A 17,732-nucleotide genomic window follows, 5' to 3' on the forward strand; every position below is an offset into this window, starting at 1 on the left:
TAAATATGTGTACTTCTATGACGCCGTCCGTTAAACATTAAGCGCCTACGATGTTGTATCCGCCATCGACATAAATGACTTCACCGGTAATTCCCCGGGACAGGTGGCTCATCAGGAACATAGCCGTGTCGCCTACTTCGGCAGTCTCCGTCGTTTTACGCAGAGGCGCTTTCTCCTCAACCTGCTTAAGGATCGAGTTGAAGTCTTTGATCCCTTTGGCCGCAAGTGTACGGATAGGTCCAGCCGAGATACCGTTCACGCGGATGCCATACTGACCCAGATCGGATGCCAGATAGCGGACGCTCGCTTCCAGAGAAGCCTTGGCAATTCCCATAACATTGTAGTTGCGCATAACGCGCTGCGCCCCCATGTAAGTCATGGTCATGATGCTGCCGCCTTCAGTCATCAGCGGATACATCCGTTTAGCAACCGCAACCAGCGAGTAGGCGCTAATATCTTGCGCCAGGGCAAAACCGTCACGGGAAGTGTCGACGAACATGCCTTCGAGCTCTTCCGTACGTGCGAATGCAATACTGTGCACGACGCCGTGCAGCACACCGAATTCGGCTTTCAGCTTCTCAGCGAGACCGTCAATATCTTCGTCGACTGTTACGTTGCATGGCAGAACGACAGAATCCTCAATAGTCGAAGCCAGCTTACTAACCCGCTCCTGTACACGTTCACTTTCGTAAGTAAATACCAGTTTAGCTCCTTGGGAAGCAAGGGATTGAGCAATCGCCCAGGCGATACTCCGGTCATTTGCCACACCCATTACCAATATGTTTTTGCCGCTTAATAATCCTGATGTTGTCACTTCGCAAGTCTCCTCTCGGTTTGAGTTAGACAAACCCTCATTCTTTCTCAAGGTACCCCATTTGAGCGAGGAAGACAAGGGGAACATGCCGAACAGTGTCCAAACACTTCCCCGTCAAGAAGACGTAAAGGTACTCTTGCGCCCCTCCACTTTCACATTCCTGAGAAGCTGAAAAGCCTGCTATGCCTTTATTTTGACAGAGGCTTCGCTTAGAATTTCAACCCCTTCTGTGCCCTCCAGATCTTTCATTAAACGGAAAAGGGCCCCGTCCTTCATTTTGGCTTCGATCATCACATCGAGCTCCGGCGTAAAGTCCGCGATTGTCCTGAAGAAGTCCAGCAGCGGACCCGCTTCCACATAATCGGCATGACTTCGAATATCCTTCTCAGTCTTCGGGCTGGACACATGAATTTTGGGAGGAAGAACGGGTTCTCCAGGCAGTGAGACCGCCCTCTGTCCCTTCCAGGTTTGATAGATATGCGGCCATAGATCCCGGATGTTGTCCTCCTCTTCACGATTCACCTGATGATGATGAATATCAAGTACCATCGGTACCCCGACCTGTTCACAAATTTCAAGCGTTTCTCTGGCCGTAAAAGTTTTATCGTCGTTCTCCAGCGTCAGCCGTCTTTGGACCGTCTCATCCAAATTTGCGAAATGGGCTTGGAACCTCTTACGCGCTTTAGGCTTGTCTCCATAAGTTCCGCCCACATGAATATTGCATTTCGCATCCTCGCCTAGTCCCATAGCCTCCAGCATAGCGCAGTGCCTCTGTAAATCCGCATAAGACTTCAGTAAAACATCCTTACGGGGGGTGCTTAATACCGTAAAATGATCGGGATGAAAGCTTGTCCGCATCCCGTGAAGCTTGACGTAATCTCCCACTTCCTTAAAATCATCCCGCAAAGCAGGAATGGGATCCCAGCCCTCCAGCATATCATGTCCGAGCAGAGGGATGAGTTTGGATGATAACCGGTACAATTTGATATCATAAGCCCGATTATGGCGAAGCAGACGCAGCGTGTTGTGCAGATTCTCTGCACCGATTCTTTCCAATTTACGGACGGCAGCTTCGCGGTCCCGGATCTGACCGAACACGGTGGCCGTCATCGTTTTGGAGGGCGACGCATTCTTGACTTCGGTTGACATCGCTACATAGCCGAAACGGACGATCATGGCCCAGGGTCACTTCCCTTGCTTTTTAGTTACCTTTAAGATGCCCAGAAAGCCCGACCTTACTAACCGAACAGACAAAAAAATCCCCCGGCCTCCAGCAATACGCCTCTCTTGAAGCATTTTGCTGTATGAAGGGCCGGAGAAGGTTTCCGGAGGAGCACTGCCAAGTCGAAGAGAGTGAATTCCGGTTATAGAGAGGAAACAAATTCTCACATTAGGGTGCAGAGGCAGCTGCGATCATTTTGAATTTTTTACTTAGTTTATTTAAGCGTGCTTTGAAATTCAGCCCATAACCCATCTACCGGAGTCCCTGTAATGGTACGGATAGCATCCGGGGTCCAATCCGCTCCGTCAAACGGGCTGAGACTCTGGTTCAGCTTTTTTAAGAAGCCCGCATGCTTGTATTCATCAATCCAGAGAAAAAAGCTTCCTGTTGTCTGATAACTATCCGTCCAGCTTCCGCCTTTGGACACTCCGTATCGGTTATGATAACCCGCTTTGAAGCGGACAGCATCCGCCATTCCTTCAACAATGTAGTTAATTTCCCCATAACGGTGGTCGTCTTGCTGATACGGATGGGCGATTTCATGGTATAGAATGCCGATAATTTCATCTCTTGCATCCCCATTGCCATCGCCGTCCAGATAACGCATGCTGAACACAATCTGTCCTTCGGTCTGGTCTCCCGTCGCATAAGCGATTCCATCAAAATCTTCGATGCGGATAACGAGTTTGCGGGCACCAAATTTCCTCTGACTCGGGTGGTCGTACAGCAGCGTGTTCACTTTCCGAATGATGGCCCGGATTTCGTTCTCCGCATCCGGCAAAGAATTTGTAAATAACTGTCCTTTTACCGTATCGGTATTACGGATCTCCAGCTCCGGAACATCCGAATACGAAGGAGTATCCATCCGCGTCAATTCGATTTCACCTACTTCAAGACCGTTTGCCGCTCTGCTGGTAAAATCAAATTGATAATAGCGGTAAGAGGCCGCGCTTATCTGGTAATATTTACGCTGATGAGCTATTGCGAACGTCTGATTCATCCTTGAATCAAGAACGGTCCAGGTTGTGCCGTCGTCGGATCCCTTCAGCGTCCAGGAGGCCGGCTCCAGAACACCGCCGTTCGTGCCGGTCAGAGCATATCCGTCTATAGATACCGACTGGCTGTAGCTCAGCCTCGCCCAACCGGATTGAGCTCCTGCAGCCCATTTAGTGAGCGGAGCTCCGTCCAGCAGGTTAGCTTTGCCGGTATCCGCAGATTTCTCTGCACTGACGGTTACAGCCGGAGCGGCTGGCGGTGTATAGGTGAGCGCAGCTCCGTTATACAGACCGACTTCCGCTAGCTGAAGCATATCCCCGGCAGATGCGGTTAATTCTAATTTATAGTAGGTATAAGCTTGGGGTGCTGCAATCGGATAGGTCAGTGTCTGAAAACGATGGGAGAACACCTGATTCTGACGTTGATCGAGTACCGTCCAGTCCGTCCCGTTATTCGAACCTTTCAGTGTCCAGCTCTTCGGATCACGTACCGGTTCGTCATTAGCCGACGTGATGCTGTAGGAAGATACCGTTTGCTGCTGGTTAGCCGGGAATTGATACTGCAGCCAGCCGCTGTTGGCGTAGACCAGCCATTTCGTAAACAAATTGTCGTCGAATGCCATCTCTTTATTCTCATGATCCGGACTCCATCCGTCTCCGCCGTCTACAGTACCTCCCTTCGACAGTTCCATAGGATAGGTAACGGCTGCCGGAACAGGAGAAGGCAGCGGTTTTAAGCCCGGTACGGGTACCGGACCTGGCGTTCCGGCAGATTTCTTCCAGAGTGCCGGAACTGCCGGAGGCTCCCAACCCTGAAGCGAAGTGTGAGCGAAGGTGCACTCGTAAGTCGAAGCCTGATACGTAACCGTATCGCCAAGCGAATAAGCGTGATTCACGGTCCATTCACCTGATGAAGCCGCAGAAGCGGGGGCCGGGACAGCTTGTACCCATCCAAATACAATTGCGATTGCCAAGATCCATGATAAGCAGGTTCTCATTCTCTTCCTCCAATAAGTACGTTTTACATGTCTGTGTATGTCGGCAGCAGATCTGCCCCTATCCCCATAATGTGGAAGCCGCCTCTCTATTTGACGACTATACTATATTTATACACCAAGGCAGGCATCCATTTTTTGTACTTACAGCAGTGCAAGTCTCTGACACTTGATCCAATTCTCCCCTTCCTTCCAAAAGCCGAGCCGGACAAATGAAAACAGCCTCCAAAGTCACCCTTACAGGGGTACTTTAGAGGCTGTTTATAACTTATTCGTTACTGTCGGAGATACGTTATTCCGTGCCCCCGCCACTGCGGCCTGCTTCATGCTCGCCAAAAAACATTTCATGAGCCAGCATGGTCTGTACGCGTGCTTCCTCATCGGTCAGCTTCCGCACCAGATCCATCTCAACCAGCGTCACTTCATCGCCCTGGAAAGTAATCTCCGCGATAGAAGCGCTGATCTTCACGATGGCCACGGCCGCGTTGCTTGGCGAGTAAGCAATGACCTTCTGTCCGGTCGGATAGACACGGAATCCGGTTTTACGCATTTTGCAGCGGCCATACTCAAGCAGTTCATAGAGTTCCTGCTCGGACTTGAATTTGCATACGGAATTAAATTCGGTCTGGAATCCCATAAAACCCTCCCGGCAATGATCTTGTCATTCATGTACGGATATTTGAATAAACGGGTTATTCTACTGTATATTTAATCCGTTGTTTGGCCGCGTGACGCTCCAGAGCAAGACGAATTAAATCGTCGAGCAGCTCGGAATACGGCTTACCCGACTCTTTCCAGAGAAGCGGATACATACTGTAGGGCGTGAAACCCGGCATCGTGTTAATTTCGTTGATATAAATTTGACCGTCCGTACGCGTCAAGAAGAAATCCACACGGGACAAGCCTGATCCGTCTATCGACTGAAACGCTTGAATCGCCAGTTCCTGAATCTGCTTACGTGTCTCTTCCGGCAGCTCGGCGGGAATAATCATCATGGATTTACCATCCATGTATTTGGCCTTGTAGTCGTAAAACTCGCTGGACGACACGATCTCGCCCGGTACGGAGGCCTGCGGCTCTTCGTTGCCTAACACAGCGACCTCAATCTCGCGGGCATCCACGAACTCCTCGACGACAACCTTACGGTCGAACTGGAACGCGTATTCAACGGCTTCAATGAATTCCTGCCGGTTGCGCGCCTTGGATATGCCCACGCTTGAGCCCAGATTCGCAGGCTTCACGAAGCAAGGATACCCGATAGAGATTTCCGTCTCCATCAGGAAGAAAGGCTGGTCCTTATCCCATTGCGAGCGTGTAAAATGACGGAAGACACATTGAGGAAGCCCTTCCTGCGCAAACATCTTTTTCATGGCGACTTTGTCCATACCGACAGCCGAAGCAAGTACGCCTGCGCCCACATAAGGAATATTCGCCATTTCGAGCAGGCCCTGAATGGTACCGTCTTCCCCGAAGGTACCATGGAGCAGAGGCAGGACAACGTCGACCGATTCCGCCGGCACGGCTTCTCCCGAAGCCGCCACTTCGGCCTGCGCTCCCGATATTTGTCCCAGACCGGAGAAGAAAGGAGCAAGAGCCGAGCCCGGCGCTTCACTGGAAGCGTCGAAGGCAAGCAGTTCCTTGCTCGCGACGGGGCCGCTTAATTCTTTGCCCTGCCGCCATTCTCCCTGCTTCGTAATATAGAAAGGCGTAATTTCGTATTTAGTTAAATCCATTGCCCCAATGACGGCATTTGCGGTTTGCAGAGATACCTCATGCTCCCCGGATTTTCCGCCATAGATCAGTCCTATCCGCAATTTCCGGCTCATGTTTCCCCTCCGCCTGATTTCCTATAAATCGGTTGTTAATTATTCATCCATTTCATCTGCAATCCGGACAAAGGCGTAACGCGTTCTATCCGTCCATGCGTGCGAATCCTTGTAATCCCAGTAGCGGTGCTTACTGCTGACCGTGTGCGCATTGACAAGGGGCATTCCTGCGGCATCCAGCGCAGTCACAAATGTATTGTGCTGGAAGCGGCCGTCGCCATCCCAGTCATAGCTGATACAATCACCCGGGCGGAGCTCCGCGGCTGAAGATACAATCGTACCGCGCAAACCTTTGCGGGACGCCGGGATATACAGCTGCAGAGCTTGGGCGACTGCCCAGCTGTAGCTCCAGAGCTCCCTGCTTCCCTGCTGGCCGGCATACCACCAGCCGGAGGTTCTTTTTCCAGTATAGTTCATTGGCGCTCCCCCTGCAAAGAGGCACTGGGAGACATAACTGGTGCAATCTACCTCTAACTCCGCAAACGCCGGATTATAGCGGTCCCACCAGAGATCTGCATACTTGACGGCCCGGTTCCGGTCATAAATCTTCTTCCGGTAACCGGGGTAAGTTCCGACTTGGTTCAGTATACTATAATTCAGATAGGGCTGCGAAGAGGAGATCTCTCCCGCTGGCGTATAGATGCCGTCTTCCGGTACCCAGGAATACATCTCCCTGATCCGTTCCCGTTCGCTTTCGCGTATCTCTATTCCGGTTATCCGCCAGCGTCTGCCCGTTTCAACAAAAGTAATCCGTTCCGCGGAGACGATACATTCGTTATATTCTCTGCCCCCTAGCTCGTAGGTAAACCGGCGGACGTAGTCCAGATCCGCAACGACCTGCTCACTTTGTTCGCGTGCCTGATGAAGCTTGAGCCTCGTTTCGCCCCGCAGCGCCTTTACCCCCCGGTGCCTGCGGTTCTCATGTACGCGTGCCAGTCGTATATCACTTTCTTCATTAAAGCGGTCATTATGAATAATTTCGGCGAGCGCTCCGGCAGACGCTTCCGTTTCCGCCGAATTGCGCGCGTTCAGATAATCATACAGCGCTGTTTTCCAGGACATGCCCTTCCCTCCTAAGAGCGCCCCAGTCATTTTTCAGACTGGTCTTACACGCATGAATTCGTCTTAAATATATGAAAAAAATGAAATAAAAATGAGTCAATTTATTCTTTACGGGAAAGAGCGAAAACGGTATACTAAGGATATAGCGAAATATGAAATTGGGTTTCATCAGATGAAACCACAAGACTTACCCCCTTACTATTTCATCCCGTATAATTTCAACTTCGCAACTTTAAAGAGGACTAGGGAGGCCATGCAATGTCACACAAAGACGCTTTTAACGTACGTAAGCAGCTGACAGTCGGTGGAAAATCTTATCACTACTTCAGCCTGCAGGACCTCGAGAAAAAATTCGCAGGAATATCCAAATTGCCTTTCTCCATTAAAGTTCTTCTGGAAGCAGCTGTCCGCCAATTCGACGGCCACGCCATTACAGATGAGCACGTTAAGCAAATCGCAAGCTGGGGCGAGAACCTCGACAACAATAAAGAAATTCCTTTCATCCCTGCACGGATCGTACTTCAGGATTTCACCGGTGTACCGGTTGTAGTTGACCTTGCTGCAATGAGAGATACCGTTGCACGTGCAGGCGGCGACCCTAAACAAATCAACCCGCTCGTTCCGGTTGACCTGGTAATCGACCACTCCGTAATGGTGGATGCCTATGGCAACGGAATGGCGCTTGAGACCAACATGGAGCTGGAATTCGAACGTAATGAGGAACGTTACCGTTTCTTGCGCTGGGCTCAAACCGCATTTGACAACTTCCGCGCCGTTCCGCCGGCAACAGGTATCGTTCACCAAGTTAACCTTGAGTACCTTGCTTCCGTAGCAGCTACCAAGACAGTTGACGGTGAAACGACGGTATATCCGGATTCCCTGGTAGGTACTGACTCCCATACAACCATGATCAACGGTCTTGGTGTCGTTGGCTGGGGCGTCGGCGGTATCGAAGCTGAGGCCGGTATGCTCGGACAGCCTCTGTACTTCGTAACTCCGGAAGTTATCGGATTCAAATTGACTGGTGCCCTTGCAGAAGGCGCAACAGCGACTGACCTTGCTCTTACTGTTACACAAACGCTTCGTAAGAAAGGCGTTGTCGGTAAATTCGTAGAGTTCTTCGGCCCTGGCCTTAACGAACTCGTCCTCTCTGACCGTGCGACTGTTGCCAACATGGCTCCTGAATACGGCGCAACCGTCGGTTTCTTCCCGGTTGACGACAGCACACTGGACTACCTGAGAAACACAGGCCGCAGCGAAGAGCAAGTTGCCCTCGTTGAAGCTTACTATAAAGCACAAGGCATGTTCCGTACGAATGACATGGAAGATCCGAACTACTCCGATGTCATCGAAATCGACTTGTCCACTGTCGTACCGAGCCTTGCAGGTCCTAAACGCCCTCAAGACCGCATCGAGCTGACTTCGATGAAAGAATCGTTCAACGACATTCTTCGTACGCCTGTAGACAAAGGCGGATACGGACTTTCCGATGAGAAAATCGCGGAAGAAGTGGAAGTTAGCTACGCTAACGGCAAAACAGCCAAGATGGGTACGGGCGCTGTTGTAATCGCAGCTATCACAAGCTGTACGAATACATCCAACCCGAACGTTATGCTGGGCGCAGGTCTCCTCGCTAAGAAAGCTGTTGAGCGCGGCCTGAAAACCCCTGCATACGTGAAGACATCCCTGACTCCGGGTTCCCTGGTCGTAACGGATTACCTGGAGAAAGCCAACCTGCTGAGACCTCTTGAGCAGCTCGGCTTCTATGTTGCAGGCTACGGCTGTGCGACATGTATCGGTAACTCCGGTCCGCTTCCGGACGAAGTCAGCCAAGCTGTTGCCGACAACGACATGACAGTAGCCGCTGTTCTGTCCGGTAACCGTAACTTCGAAGGCCGTGTTCACGCACAGGTTAAAGCCAACTACCTGGCTTCCCCGCCGCTGGTTGTCGCTTACGCTCTGGCAGGAACAGTGAACATCGACCTGACCAAAGATCCGATCGGCTACGATCAGAAGAACGAGCCGGTGTACCTGAAGGACATCTGGCCTAGCAATAAAGAAATCGAAGAAGCTGTTGCTACAGCTGTTACGGCTGAAGCATTCCGCGAGAAATATAAAGATGTATTCCGCGCTAACGAGCGTTGGAACCAGATCGCAGTACCGGAAGGCGAACTGTACGAGTGGGATGCTAACTCCACGTACATCCAGAATCCGCCGTTCTTCCAGAACCTCGGCCAGACCATCGGCGACATCCAGGATGTCCAAGGCGCCAAGACGCTGCTGCTCTTGAGCGATTCCGTTACAACCGACCATATCTCTCCTGCCGGTAACATCAAGGCAGACAGCCCTGCAGGCGAATACCTGACCGAGCATGGCGTTCAGAGAAAAGACTTCAACTCTTACGGTTCCCGCCGCGGTAACCATGAGGTCATGATGCGCGGTACGTTCGCGAACATCCGCATCCGCAACCAAGTGGCTCCGGGCACTGAGGGCGGCGTCACGACTTACCTGCCGACAGACGAAGTCATGTCCGTGTACGATGCTTCCATGAAGTATCAGGACAAAGGCACTTCCCTCGTCGTAATCGCGGGTAAAGAATATGGAACCGGAAGCTCCCGTGACTGGGCAGCCAAAGGTACGTTCCTGCTCGGCGTCAAAGCCGTAATCGCGGAAAGCTTCGAGCGTATTCACCGCAGTAACCTCGTCGGCATGGGCGTTCTGCCGCTTCAATTCCTGGAAGGTCAAGGATGGAGCACGCTGGGTCTGACCGGACGCGAGACATTCGACATCAACGGCCTGTCCAACGAAGTTCAGCCTGGCGAGCAAGTAACCGTTACGGCTACACGTGAAGACGGCACTACGTTCGAATTCAAAGCGATCGTCCGTCTCGACAGCATGGTGGATGTAGACTACTACCGTAACGGCGGTATCCTGCAAACCGTCCTTCGTCAAATGATGTACGAGAAGTCCAACGCTTAAGATAAACAAGTAAAAGAGAGCCCGCGGGCTCTCTTTTTTTTGCTTTGACATGCGTAAATCTAACTTCCACAAGAAGAGACACGGATTCATGCAGCAGACCTTCAAACCTTCCTAACCGGAATCATCGACTCCAATAATTACGTTAGAACTGGAACCGTTAACGAGATGTCTTTGCCCCTCTATGCCATCAGGCGGATTCTTGTCTTCATCCGGATACCACGGATTCAAGTGCACGAGCACCTCGTCAACTTCAGGATGCTCCCCTTTGATTTTCTCCTTAATCCCTCGTCCGATGTCATGTCCCTCTTGAATCGTAAGAATACCCAAGACACCGATCCGCGCATCCACCAGAATGTAATGACCATGCTCGCGCGCCCGCAGGCGGTCAATTCTTTTGACTCCGGGAAACTGTTTAATAATCGTCTGATACTGCTGGAGCTTATGATCATCCACATTCTTTTCCATCAGGATATCAATTGCCTCCCGGCCCATGGAATAAGCCAGCTTGAGCACAAGCAGCGAAACGATAATGCCTGCAAAGGGGTCTCCATAAGCCAAAAACGGGATGTTAAAGTGATCGCCGGCCAAGGCAAGCCCTATTCCCACAGAAGCGGCGATAGAAGCGTAGACATCCGCCAAATGGTCATAAGCCGTAGCAATGAGGCCCTTGCTGTTCATTTGACGGCCGAGTTTGATCGTATAAACGTAAAGCCATTGTTTCCATACCAGGGAAATAACAGCGGCAATTAAAGCCATCAGATGAGCCTCTCCGGGCGGCTCGAACAGTGCCGTAACCGCATGATACCCCATATACACAGCAGCAGCGGCAAGCAGCAGCGCAACCGCCCCGGATCCGAGCACCTCCGCCTTCCCATGTCCGTAAGGATGCTCGTGATCGGCAGGACGGCTCGATATCTTCATCGAGCTGTACGCGGTTGCCGTGGCGATGACATCGCCCGCATTGTGGATGCCGTCAGCAATCAGCACCTGGCTGCCAAACAGCCATCCGACAACCAATTTGATTGCTGTCAGGAGGACATTACTGATCAGGCTGATCCACATGGCGATCATTGACTTTTGCTGGTTCAACGGCGACCTCTCCCTTGTAAAGCGTCTTCCGCTATAGTATAGCCCCTGCCGGGCCTAAAATTCCTTTCTTTTCCTAAACTTCTCACACTCCCTTATAAAAAAATCCGGAATTTCCGTGAAGAACGGAAGTTCCGGATCTGTTTTTAATTATTGCAGATATTTCTCAGGCGTCTTTACGTACCCGTTCAGAGTTTCACTCGGGAACTCTCTCATGCTGTCCAGATAATACCCAGCCTTATTCGGCTTCATCAGTACGGTCCACAAATACTGCTGCTCCCCGCCCGACACATACACCAGATGCTGGCCAGCGGCCTGAGCCGGGTTCTTATCGTCCTTGGGCACGACACCGCGTTCACGAAAGTCCTCTTTGGCTACTTCCGTTAAATCCTTCAGCTCAATCTCTATATAAGCAAGCTTGTAGTACCCGCCTGCATTTTTGCTTAAATCCGCGAGCTTCTGTTCCAGAGACGCCAGGTTCTTACTTCCTCCTGTCCACTCTGCGAGCAGTCGCTTGAGAATAGGCGAATGGCCTTTCTCCGCAACCTCATGAACAAAGCTGACCAGTTCAACCGGGCTTAAATACTCCGGTCCGCTGGAGTTTTTGTCCAGCATAACTCCTCCATCCACCCGGGCGGACGGTGCAGGAAGTGTTTTGGACATAGGATCAGAAGAAGACGCAGAAACTTCCGGCGCATAGGCTGCCTCATGGCGGATATCTGCCTTGCTCTCTGCAGAAAATCCGGCAGCGGGCCCGGCGGATTGTTCCTGCTCCAATTTCGTCTGATTCTGGCAGCCTGCGGCTATAACGGCCAATAAGGCCAGCATAGCGAGTTTTTTATAAAAAACGTGCATATCGTTGTACCCCCTGTGACCTCTATCCGTCACCCTTGCGTAAGCATGCTCTTGATGTCAATCTTGCTAATCCTTCTAGCATAATGAATTCCTTCAGGCGGCAATAACTGGCTAAGAGAAACCAGGATGCAATTGTGGATGCAACATCCCAGATGTTCCAAATCGGCCCATTTATACCCACAAACCAACTTGTTGAAACGCAAAATTTCACAACTCAATGTCTCATTATACTAAGAAACGCGGATTTTGTCTGCATATGCACGTTGACAGGATGGTTATGCCGGCGAAAAGCAACAAAAAAAGGATGCCCGTCAGGGCACCCTCATCGCTTGTAAACACGGGAATTTACTACTAACATGTGCCCGCTGTCTTCTGCAAAAAAACAACACAAGAACCGGCGGATGCCCTCTTGCACCCTGCGGTCAGCGCAGCATGGTGCTCATACGCCGGGCGGCCTCGACGATCACCGGCGCCTGCTCGTGCATCACCTCGAGCGTCAGCCGGTTCGACGGCCCGGATACCGCCAGTGCGGCAACCAGCTTGCCCGCACGGTTGAATACCGGCGCGGATAAAGCGGCCGCGCCGGGCTCCCTCTCCTCGACGCTGGTGGCGTAGCCCGCCTTCTGTGTCTCATGAAGCTGGTGCAGGAACGTGTCCCGGTGGATGCCTGCAAGCTCGGCATCCATCATGACCTGCTGCTGCACCTGCGCCTCGCCAAAGGCGAGGAGGATCTTGCTCGATGCCCCGACGTACAGGGGCATTCTTACACCGATAGGCGCCACGCGCCGAATCGCGTGATTGCTCTGCACCGCCTGGACGCGGACACGTTCCTGGCCGCTCAGCACATACAGCGAGATCGTCTCATTCACCTGATCCCGCAGCCGCTCCATCTCCGGCAGAAGTACCATGCCGGGATCGTCACCCTGGGACATATGAGCCGACAGCTCCCAGATGCTAAACCCGAGCCGGTATTTATCCCCTTCCGGTTCACGTATAAGAAAACCTTTGGCCTCCAAAGAAGCCAGAAGGCGGTACACCGTACTTTTATGCAAAGATACACGCGTCGAGATCTCCGTTAATGTCAGTTCTGTGGCATCGGTATAACAAAGGAGAATATCCAATGCCCGTTCCACAGCCCGTACGGTCGATTTCGCTTCTTCCATAGGTAGTCACCACCGTCTAATTCTGTTTCACATAGTGAAACCCTGTTTCTTTTATTATACAGGATATGGCTTCTAAATACAAAGTAAAAAACCGCTGTAACCCTTGTATTACAGGGAGATTACAAGAGAATTAACATTCTGTTGCACATATTGACGAACCATGAAAGTTGACATAATATTAGGTTACCACAAGGTTCTTTTCAGAAAATTTAGTTAATTAAGACCTCCGGCAAGTCAGGTTCCTAAAGACTAAATCTCCTACAAAGACCCATTCTGCAAAGGAGGGGACCTAATGAATACAACTCCTGTAAACACAAATCCGCTTAACCCTGCATCTTTGGAGCATGTACCTGTCCGTACGTTAACCCGCCGCAAGAAGGCGATCCTTCTCTCCCTGCTCTGTGTCTTGCTGCTTTTCACCAGTCTTGTACTTGGTTTCCACGGTTTTATCGCATGGACACTGGCAAGACCGACAATCGCACCTCTTAGTTCTAACCCGGCCAAAGCCATCGGACTGAGTTACGAAGATGTTACATTTCCCAGTTCAACCGGAAACAGCAATTTGAACGGATGGTATATTCCCGCGGGGGCCTCCGATAAGACGGTCATTTTCTCGCATGGATACGGCGGCAACCGTGAAGAGCTGTGGGTTCCTATCTACTCTCTTGCCAAAAAACTTCATGAGAGCGGATACAATGTGCTGATGTTCGATTACGGCTATGTCCAGCCTGATAATCAGCGTATAGTAACGGCAGGTATCCAAGAATCCAAGGAGCTGCTCGGCGCAGTTAACTATATAAAGAATAAAGGCAGCCAAAACATATATGTATGGGGATTCTCCATGGGTGCCGGAACTGCTCTCCAAGCCGCATTAAATACGCAGGATATTGACGGCATGATACTCGACAGTTCCTTCCTGCTGAGTCCCGACACGCTTTATCATAATATGAAGCAGTATGTGAATATTCCTAAATTCCCTTCTCTGCCTCTCGTGCGTCTGTTCTTCCCGATGCTCAACGGCGTGAGCATGAATCAGATTCCTTATCAGAGTGTAACGACGCATGAGTATCCGATGCCGATTTACTTTATTCACGGCGATGAAGACGAACGCGCACCTTATGGAATCGCTGAACAAATCTATAAGAACCAAAGCAACCAGGCATCTAACTATTGGGTTATCCCCGCAGGCAAGCATGAACTGATCTATTCAGCCAAGCCGGATGAGTATATTACGCGGACCTTCGGTTTCCTTCAGACCATTGCCCGTCCGCAGCTGCCTGAAGCCGGTTTTGTCGAAATGAAATAAGCCAAGTAAAACGAATAAGCCATCCTCCCCCGGAATACAATCGGTAGTAATGTGATCCCGGGGGAGGATGGCTTTATGCTTTCTGTCTACGGCAGTTTGATGCCATTAAGAATTTTGGAAGAAATACGGTTCTGGAAAGAGCAAGAGAAGGAACATACCGTCGTCATACGAGAGCTTGTCCCCGATCTGGAGCCCGCTTATGTGCAGGCCTTAAAAGAATGGGAAGGCGTATTCGCCAAAACTCAGCATGCTGCCGTCCAGTGGATCGAATGGGCAATCCGAACGAAGAATCCCGTTGACCCTTTCCTGCAGCGGCAGCTCCAGCAATTGATCGATGTTTCTACGAAACAGTCCGTCAAGTTCATAGAATTGCTGCAGATTATAGAAAAAGAAAGCAAACCCGTCAGCGCAAATCCGGTAATAAAGATCGTAATCGAGCACATCATACGCGAGTCGGAATATTTCCTCGGCACGCTCAAGGGATTGGAGTCCTCTCTCCCTCCAGTTCCCTACGGGGGCCCAGGCTACGGAGGCGGCGCAGGAGCTGCCGGAGGCCCGCATGGCTATAGCGGCGCAGCGCCGCAAGGCTACTGGCCTCCCGGCAGCTTCCAGGGGCCTGGGACCGAGCCGGGCGCCCCTGTAATCTTCGGCCCGCCTGATGGTGGACAGCCGGCCGGCGCAGGAGCACCGGGAGCCTTCGCTGCCGGCTACAGCAGTGTGCCGGGCAGCGGTCCGGGCACCGCACCGGGCCATGGCGGCTCCGGACCCGGGGCGGCGCCCGCAGGCTTCGCTCCCGGCGGCTACAGCTCCGGAGGCGCGCCCGGCCAGCCGGGCTGGGGGCCGGCCGGGCCGATCCTGTACACCCGCAGCGCACCCGACATTGCCCGGCCCCATGGCCCGGAGCTGCGCTCGGAACAGGACCGGCCGCCAGATGCTGCGGTGCAGCAGACGCCGGACATACCTGCGGCCCAGGCGGCCCAGGTGCCCCAGGCTTCCGCTGCCGCCCTTGCGCCTTATAAGCCCGTCCCTATAGGCGGCCATCAGCTTCCTCCGCTCCCCTACGCATACAATGCGCTGGAGCCCTATATTGATGAAGCGACGATGCGCGAACATCACGACAAGCATCACAAGACCTATGTTGACGATCTCAACAAAGCGGAGAAAATGCTTGCCAAAGCGCGCGAAACAGGCGATTTCGATCTTGTTAAGCACTGGGAGCGGGAACTTGCCTTCAATGGCGCCGGGCATTATCTGCACACGATTTTCTGGAACATTATGAAGCCTGGCGGCGGAGGCAAAGCCTCCGGTCCCATAGCCGCAGAGATTAACAAAACTTTCGGAAGCTTCGAACGCTTCAAGAAGCAATTCACGGAAGCTGCCAAGAAGGTGGAGGGAGGCGGCTGGGCCATTCTCGTCTGGAGCCCCCGCAGCCACCGGCTCGAAATTCTGCAAGCCGAGAAGCACCAGAACTTGTCCCAGTGGGACGTCATCCCGTTGCTCGTCCTTGATGTATGGGAACATGCCTACTATCTCAAACATAAAAGCAACCGGGCCAAGTACATCGAAGACTGGTGGAAGGTTGTTAATTGGGATCATGTCAATGACCGTTTTGAACCCGCCCGCAAACTCACCTGGATTCCTTACTGAAGTGCACCGCGCCCTTGTCTGCTTTCGGCAGGCAAGGGTCTTTTGCACATATACGAATGCGGTTACGAATGCAGTTACGGGTGCGGATACGGCTGCGGATACGGCTGCGGTTACGAATGCCAGAGCGATCCAGCCTTGCTCTCCATCTTCCCGGCAAGCGGGTTAGATTGTGCCGCGGCATACCAAAAAGACGGCACGCGGCCGTCTTATGGTGGTCGATCCTATGAGTTAGTCTTTGATCAGTGACAGGAATTCGGCACGCAGGGCGGCATCCGTGCGGAACGATCCGCGGACTGCGGACGTCACCGTTTTACTGCCCGGCTTCTTAACTCCCCTTGCGCACATGCACAGATGTTCCCCTTCTACAACAACCATCACACCGTGGGGCTCCAGCACTTCATCCAGAATGTTAGCTATCTGGGAAGTGATTCTCTCCTGAACCTGCAGCCTGCGTGTAATGGCATCGGCCAGACGGGCAAATTTGCTCAGTCCCGCGATTTTACCGCTCGGGATATATCCCACATGGATCTTGCCAAAAAATGGCGCCATATGATGCTCACACTGGCTGTAGTACACGATGTCTTTAATAATGACCAGTTCTTCGTGCTGTTCATCAAAACTAACGCCCAGCACATCATGCACATCCGCATCATAGCCTGCGAAAATCTCCTCATACATCCGGGTAACCCGGGCAGGCGTATCGAGAAGTCCTTCACGCTGTGGATCTTCTCCGATTAGACGCAGAATTTCACGAATGTGCCCTTCAATCTGTTCGCGGTTATCCGCGACATTTTTGTTTTTGTATTCCTTAGCCGGCATGTTGGTCTCCTTCCCATCCGTTCCCCACGATATGTTCGACGAGTCTTCCGCTGTACTGCAGAGCCATGCTGCTGCGGTGAGCTTTGCTGAGCAGCATCCCTCCCTGCAGCAGAGCCGTCAGAGCCGCGGCGGTTTCTTCCGCCTTCATACCATGAAGATTAATATCTTGATCAGCCGTCCCTTCCAGCAGACAAGCCTCTATCCTCTGCTGCACTTCCTCCAGAAAATCGCTGATCATTCCGCGCAAAGCTTCGTAGCGGCCGCCCAGCTCAATTGCCAAATTCCCGATATAGCAGCCTCTGCGGCAATCATGCTCCTCGGCAACCGCCTGCATAAGCCGGAACAACCGGCTGATTCTTTCTTTCGGAGACAATGCCTTATTATCCAGCGACGGACCGAATATCTGCTCATTCATAAGTGCAATCTTCTGCTGGATTACCTGCCGCCCAAGCTCTTCTTTACTTTTGAAGTGGTAATAAAAATTACTTTTGCATACGCCGCAATGCGAGAGAATCTCCTCCAGACCGGTAGCCTGAAAGCCTTGCTCGTGAAAAAGTTCCATGGCAGCAGCGAGAATTTTGTCTTTGTTGCTGGGCATAAGCCAACCACCTCTGGATAATACTGGTCTGTTCTAATGTGACATACGCCGAAAAGCCGATGCCGGGAATCCGGCAGCCGCTTTCAGGGCATCTTATTTGGACTTTGTTTTGGCTTTAGGCTTCTTCGGCGACATGTTCTGGTTCTTCATCATCGATTGCACCTTAGTCATCTGCTGCTTGTTCATGTTATAACCCATTTGCTTGGCCATCTTCTGAATCATTTCGGGATTATTCTGCATCGACTCGAGCTGTCTGCGGAGATAGTATACCCCGATGAAAAATCCTCCGACTAACCCGACAATCAAAGTTAAGATCGGAATGATAATGTCCCACATCTTGCTTTCCCCCTGCATCCAAAGATTGT

15 protein-coding genes are annotated in these 17,732 nt (G+C 51.9%); 3 read left to right on the top strand and 12 right to left on the bottom strand.

Annotated features, from left to right (window positions below):
- Positions 1-37 precede the first annotated feature (37 nt).
- From fabI to EDM21_RS09485, 6 genes are all read right to left on the bottom strand, one after another.
- A complete protein-coding gene (gene fabI / locus EDM21_RS09460) occupies positions 38-814 on the bottom strand; it encodes an enoyl-ACP reductase FabI (RefSeq protein ID WP_338043955.1) in 777 nt (258 codons plus the stop codon).
- A gap of 180 nt (positions 815-994) precedes the next feature.
- A complete protein-coding gene (gene uvsE / locus EDM21_RS09465) occupies positions 995-1,990 on the bottom strand; it encodes a UV DNA damage repair endonuclease UvsE (protein ID WP_157335012.1) in 996 nt (331 codons plus the stop codon).
- A 260-nt stretch (positions 1,991-2,250) separates the two neighbouring features.
- Positions 2,251-4,029 (bottom strand): basic secretory protein-like protein, encoded by a 1,779-nt coding sequence (locus EDM21_RS09470; protein ID WP_157335014.1) that lies wholly within the window; start codon positions 4,027-4,029, stop codon positions 2,251-2,253.
- A 289-nt stretch (positions 4,030-4,318) separates the two neighbouring features.
- On the bottom strand, positions 4,319-4,663 hold the full coding sequence (locus EDM21_RS09475) for a hypothetical protein (protein WP_157335016.1): 345 nt from the start codon (positions 4,661-4,663) through the stop codon (positions 4,319-4,321).
- 55 nt (positions 4,664-4,718) lie between these two features.
- Positions 4,719-5,852 (bottom strand): D-alanine--D-alanine ligase, encoded by a 1,134-nt coding sequence (locus EDM21_RS09480; protein ID WP_157335018.1) that lies wholly within the window; start codon positions 5,850-5,852, stop codon positions 4,719-4,721.
- A gap of 39 nt (positions 5,853-5,891) precedes the next feature.
- Complete coding sequence (locus tag EDM21_RS09485) at positions 5,892-6,914, bottom strand: amidase domain-containing protein (protein ID WP_157335020.1); 1,023 nt, start codon at positions 6,912-6,914, stop codon at positions 5,892-5,894.
- A gap of 258 nt (positions 6,915-7,172) precedes the next feature.
- Here EDM21_RS09485 and acnA point away from each other — a divergent pair, with 258 nt between their 5' ends.
- The gene (acnA, locus tag EDM21_RS09490) at positions 7,173-9,893 is read left to right on the top strand and encodes an aconitate hydratase AcnA (protein WP_157335022.1); all 2,721 of its coding nucleotides are present in this window, start codon (positions 7,173-7,175) and stop codon (positions 9,891-9,893) included.
- Positions 9,894-10,004: 111 nt separating this feature from the next.
- Here acnA and EDM21_RS09495 read toward each other — a convergent pair whose 3' ends face one another.
- The 3 genes from EDM21_RS09495 to EDM21_RS09505 all read right to left on the bottom strand — a co-directional run bounded on the left by EDM21_RS09495 (position 10,005) and on the right by EDM21_RS09505 (position 12,997).
- Positions 10,005-10,964, bottom strand: coding sequence for a cation diffusion facilitator family transporter (locus EDM21_RS09495; protein WP_157335345.1), 960 nt, complete (start codon positions 10,962-10,964; stop codon positions 10,005-10,007).
- Between the two features lie 165 nt (positions 10,965-11,129).
- Positions 11,130-11,834 (bottom strand): hypothetical protein, encoded by a 705-nt coding sequence (locus EDM21_RS09500; protein WP_157335024.1) that lies wholly within the window; start codon positions 11,832-11,834, stop codon positions 11,130-11,132.
- Positions 11,835-12,256: 422 nt separating this feature from the next.
- Positions 12,257-12,997, bottom strand: coding sequence for an IclR family transcriptional regulator (locus tag EDM21_RS09505; RefSeq protein ID WP_068776943.1), 741 nt, complete (start codon positions 12,995-12,997; stop codon positions 12,257-12,259).
- 292 nt (positions 12,998-13,289) lie between these two features.
- On the opposite strand from EDM21_RS09505, the gene EDM21_RS09510 reads away from it, so the two are divergent.
- Both EDM21_RS09510 and EDM21_RS09515 read left to right on the top strand, forming a co-directional pair.
- Positions 13,290-14,303, top strand: a complete 1,014-nt coding sequence (locus EDM21_RS09510) for an alpha/beta hydrolase (RefSeq protein ID WP_157335026.1) — start codon at positions 13,290-13,292, stop codon at positions 14,301-14,303.
- Between the two features lie 75 nt (positions 14,304-14,378).
- Complete coding sequence (locus tag EDM21_RS09515) at positions 14,379-15,950, top strand: Fe-Mn family superoxide dismutase (protein ID WP_157335028.1); 1,572 nt, start codon at positions 14,379-14,381, stop codon at positions 15,948-15,950.
- Between the two features lie 228 nt (positions 15,951-16,178).
- On the opposite strand, the gene folE is transcribed toward EDM21_RS09515, so the two are convergent.
- From folE to EDM21_RS09530, 3 genes are all read right to left on the bottom strand, one after another.
- Positions 16,179-16,769 carry a GTP cyclohydrolase I FolE gene (gene folE / locus EDM21_RS09520; RefSeq protein WP_157335030.1) on the bottom strand — a complete coding sequence of 197 codons (591 nt, stop codon included), beginning with the start codon at positions 16,767-16,769 and terminating at the stop codon, positions 16,179-16,181.
- Positions 16,759-17,367 (bottom strand): TetR/AcrR family transcriptional regulator, encoded by a 609-nt coding sequence (locus tag EDM21_RS09525; RefSeq protein ID WP_157335032.1) that lies wholly within the window; start codon positions 17,365-17,367, stop codon positions 16,759-16,761. Before EDM21_RS09525 ends, folE begins: the two co-directional genes overlap by 11 nt.
- A 93-nt stretch (positions 17,368-17,460) precedes the next feature.
- Positions 17,461-17,703 carry a YneF family protein gene (locus tag EDM21_RS09530; protein ID WP_068776938.1) on the bottom strand — a complete coding sequence of 81 codons (243 nt, stop codon included), beginning with the start codon at positions 17,701-17,703 and terminating at the stop codon, positions 17,461-17,463.
- Positions 17,704-17,732 lie beyond the last annotated feature (29 nt).

The organism is Paenibacillus lutrae (genome assembly GCF_009757775.1).
Taxonomy (GTDB): Bacteria; Bacillota; Bacilli; order Paenibacillales; family NBRC-103111; genus Paenibacillus_F; species Paenibacillus_F lutrae.

Excerpts from the sequence above, each read along its gene's own strand:
- uvsE (WP_157335012.1), bottom strand. The coding sequence starts at position 1,990 with ATGATCGTCCGTTTCGGCTATGTAGCGATGTCAACCGAAGTCAAGAAT.
- EDM21_RS09470 (WP_157335014.1), bottom strand. The coding sequence starts at position 4,029 with ATGAGAACCTGCTTATCATGGATCTTGGCAATCGCAATTGTATTTGGA.
- EDM21_RS09475 (WP_157335016.1), bottom strand. The coding sequence starts at position 4,663 with ATGGGATTCCAGACCGAATTTAATTCCGTATGCAAATTCAAGTCCGAG.
- EDM21_RS09480 (WP_157335018.1), bottom strand. The coding sequence starts at position 5,852 with ATGAGCCGGAAATTGCGGATAGGACTGATCTATGGCGGAAAATCCGGG.
- EDM21_RS09485 (WP_157335020.1), bottom strand. The coding sequence starts at position 6,914 with ATGTCCTGGAAAACAGCGCTGTATGATTATCTGAACGCGCGCAATTCG.
- acnA (WP_157335022.1), top strand. The coding sequence starts at position 7,173 with ATGTCACACAAAGACGCTTTTAACGTACGTAAGCAGCTGACAGTCGGT.
- EDM21_RS09495 (WP_157335345.1), bottom strand. The coding sequence starts at position 10,964 with ATGATCGCCATGTGGATCAGCCTGATCAGTAATGTCCTCCTGACAGCA.
- EDM21_RS09500 (WP_157335024.1), bottom strand. The coding sequence starts at position 11,834 with ATGCACGTTTTTTATAAAAAACTCGCTATGCTGGCCTTATTGGCCGTT.
- EDM21_RS09505 (WP_068776943.1), bottom strand. The coding sequence starts at position 12,997 with ATGGAAGAAGCGAAATCGACCGTACGGGCTGTGGAACGGGCATTGGAT.
- EDM21_RS09510 (WP_157335026.1), top strand. The coding sequence starts at position 13,290 with ATGAATACAACTCCTGTAAACACAAATCCGCTTAACCCTGCATCTTTG.
- EDM21_RS09515 (WP_157335028.1), top strand. The coding sequence starts at position 14,379 with ATGCTTTCTGTCTACGGCAGTTTGATGCCATTAAGAATTTTGGAAGAA.
- folE (WP_157335030.1), bottom strand. The coding sequence starts at position 16,769 with ATGCCGGCTAAGGAATACAAAAACAAAAATGTCGCGGATAACCGCGAA.
- EDM21_RS09525 (WP_157335032.1), bottom strand. The coding sequence starts at position 17,367 with ATGCCCAGCAACAAAGACAAAATTCTCGCTGCTGCCATGGAACTTTTT.
- EDM21_RS09530 (WP_068776938.1), bottom strand. The coding sequence starts at position 17,703 with ATGTGGGACATTATCATTCCGATCTTAACTTTGATTGTCGGGTTAGTC.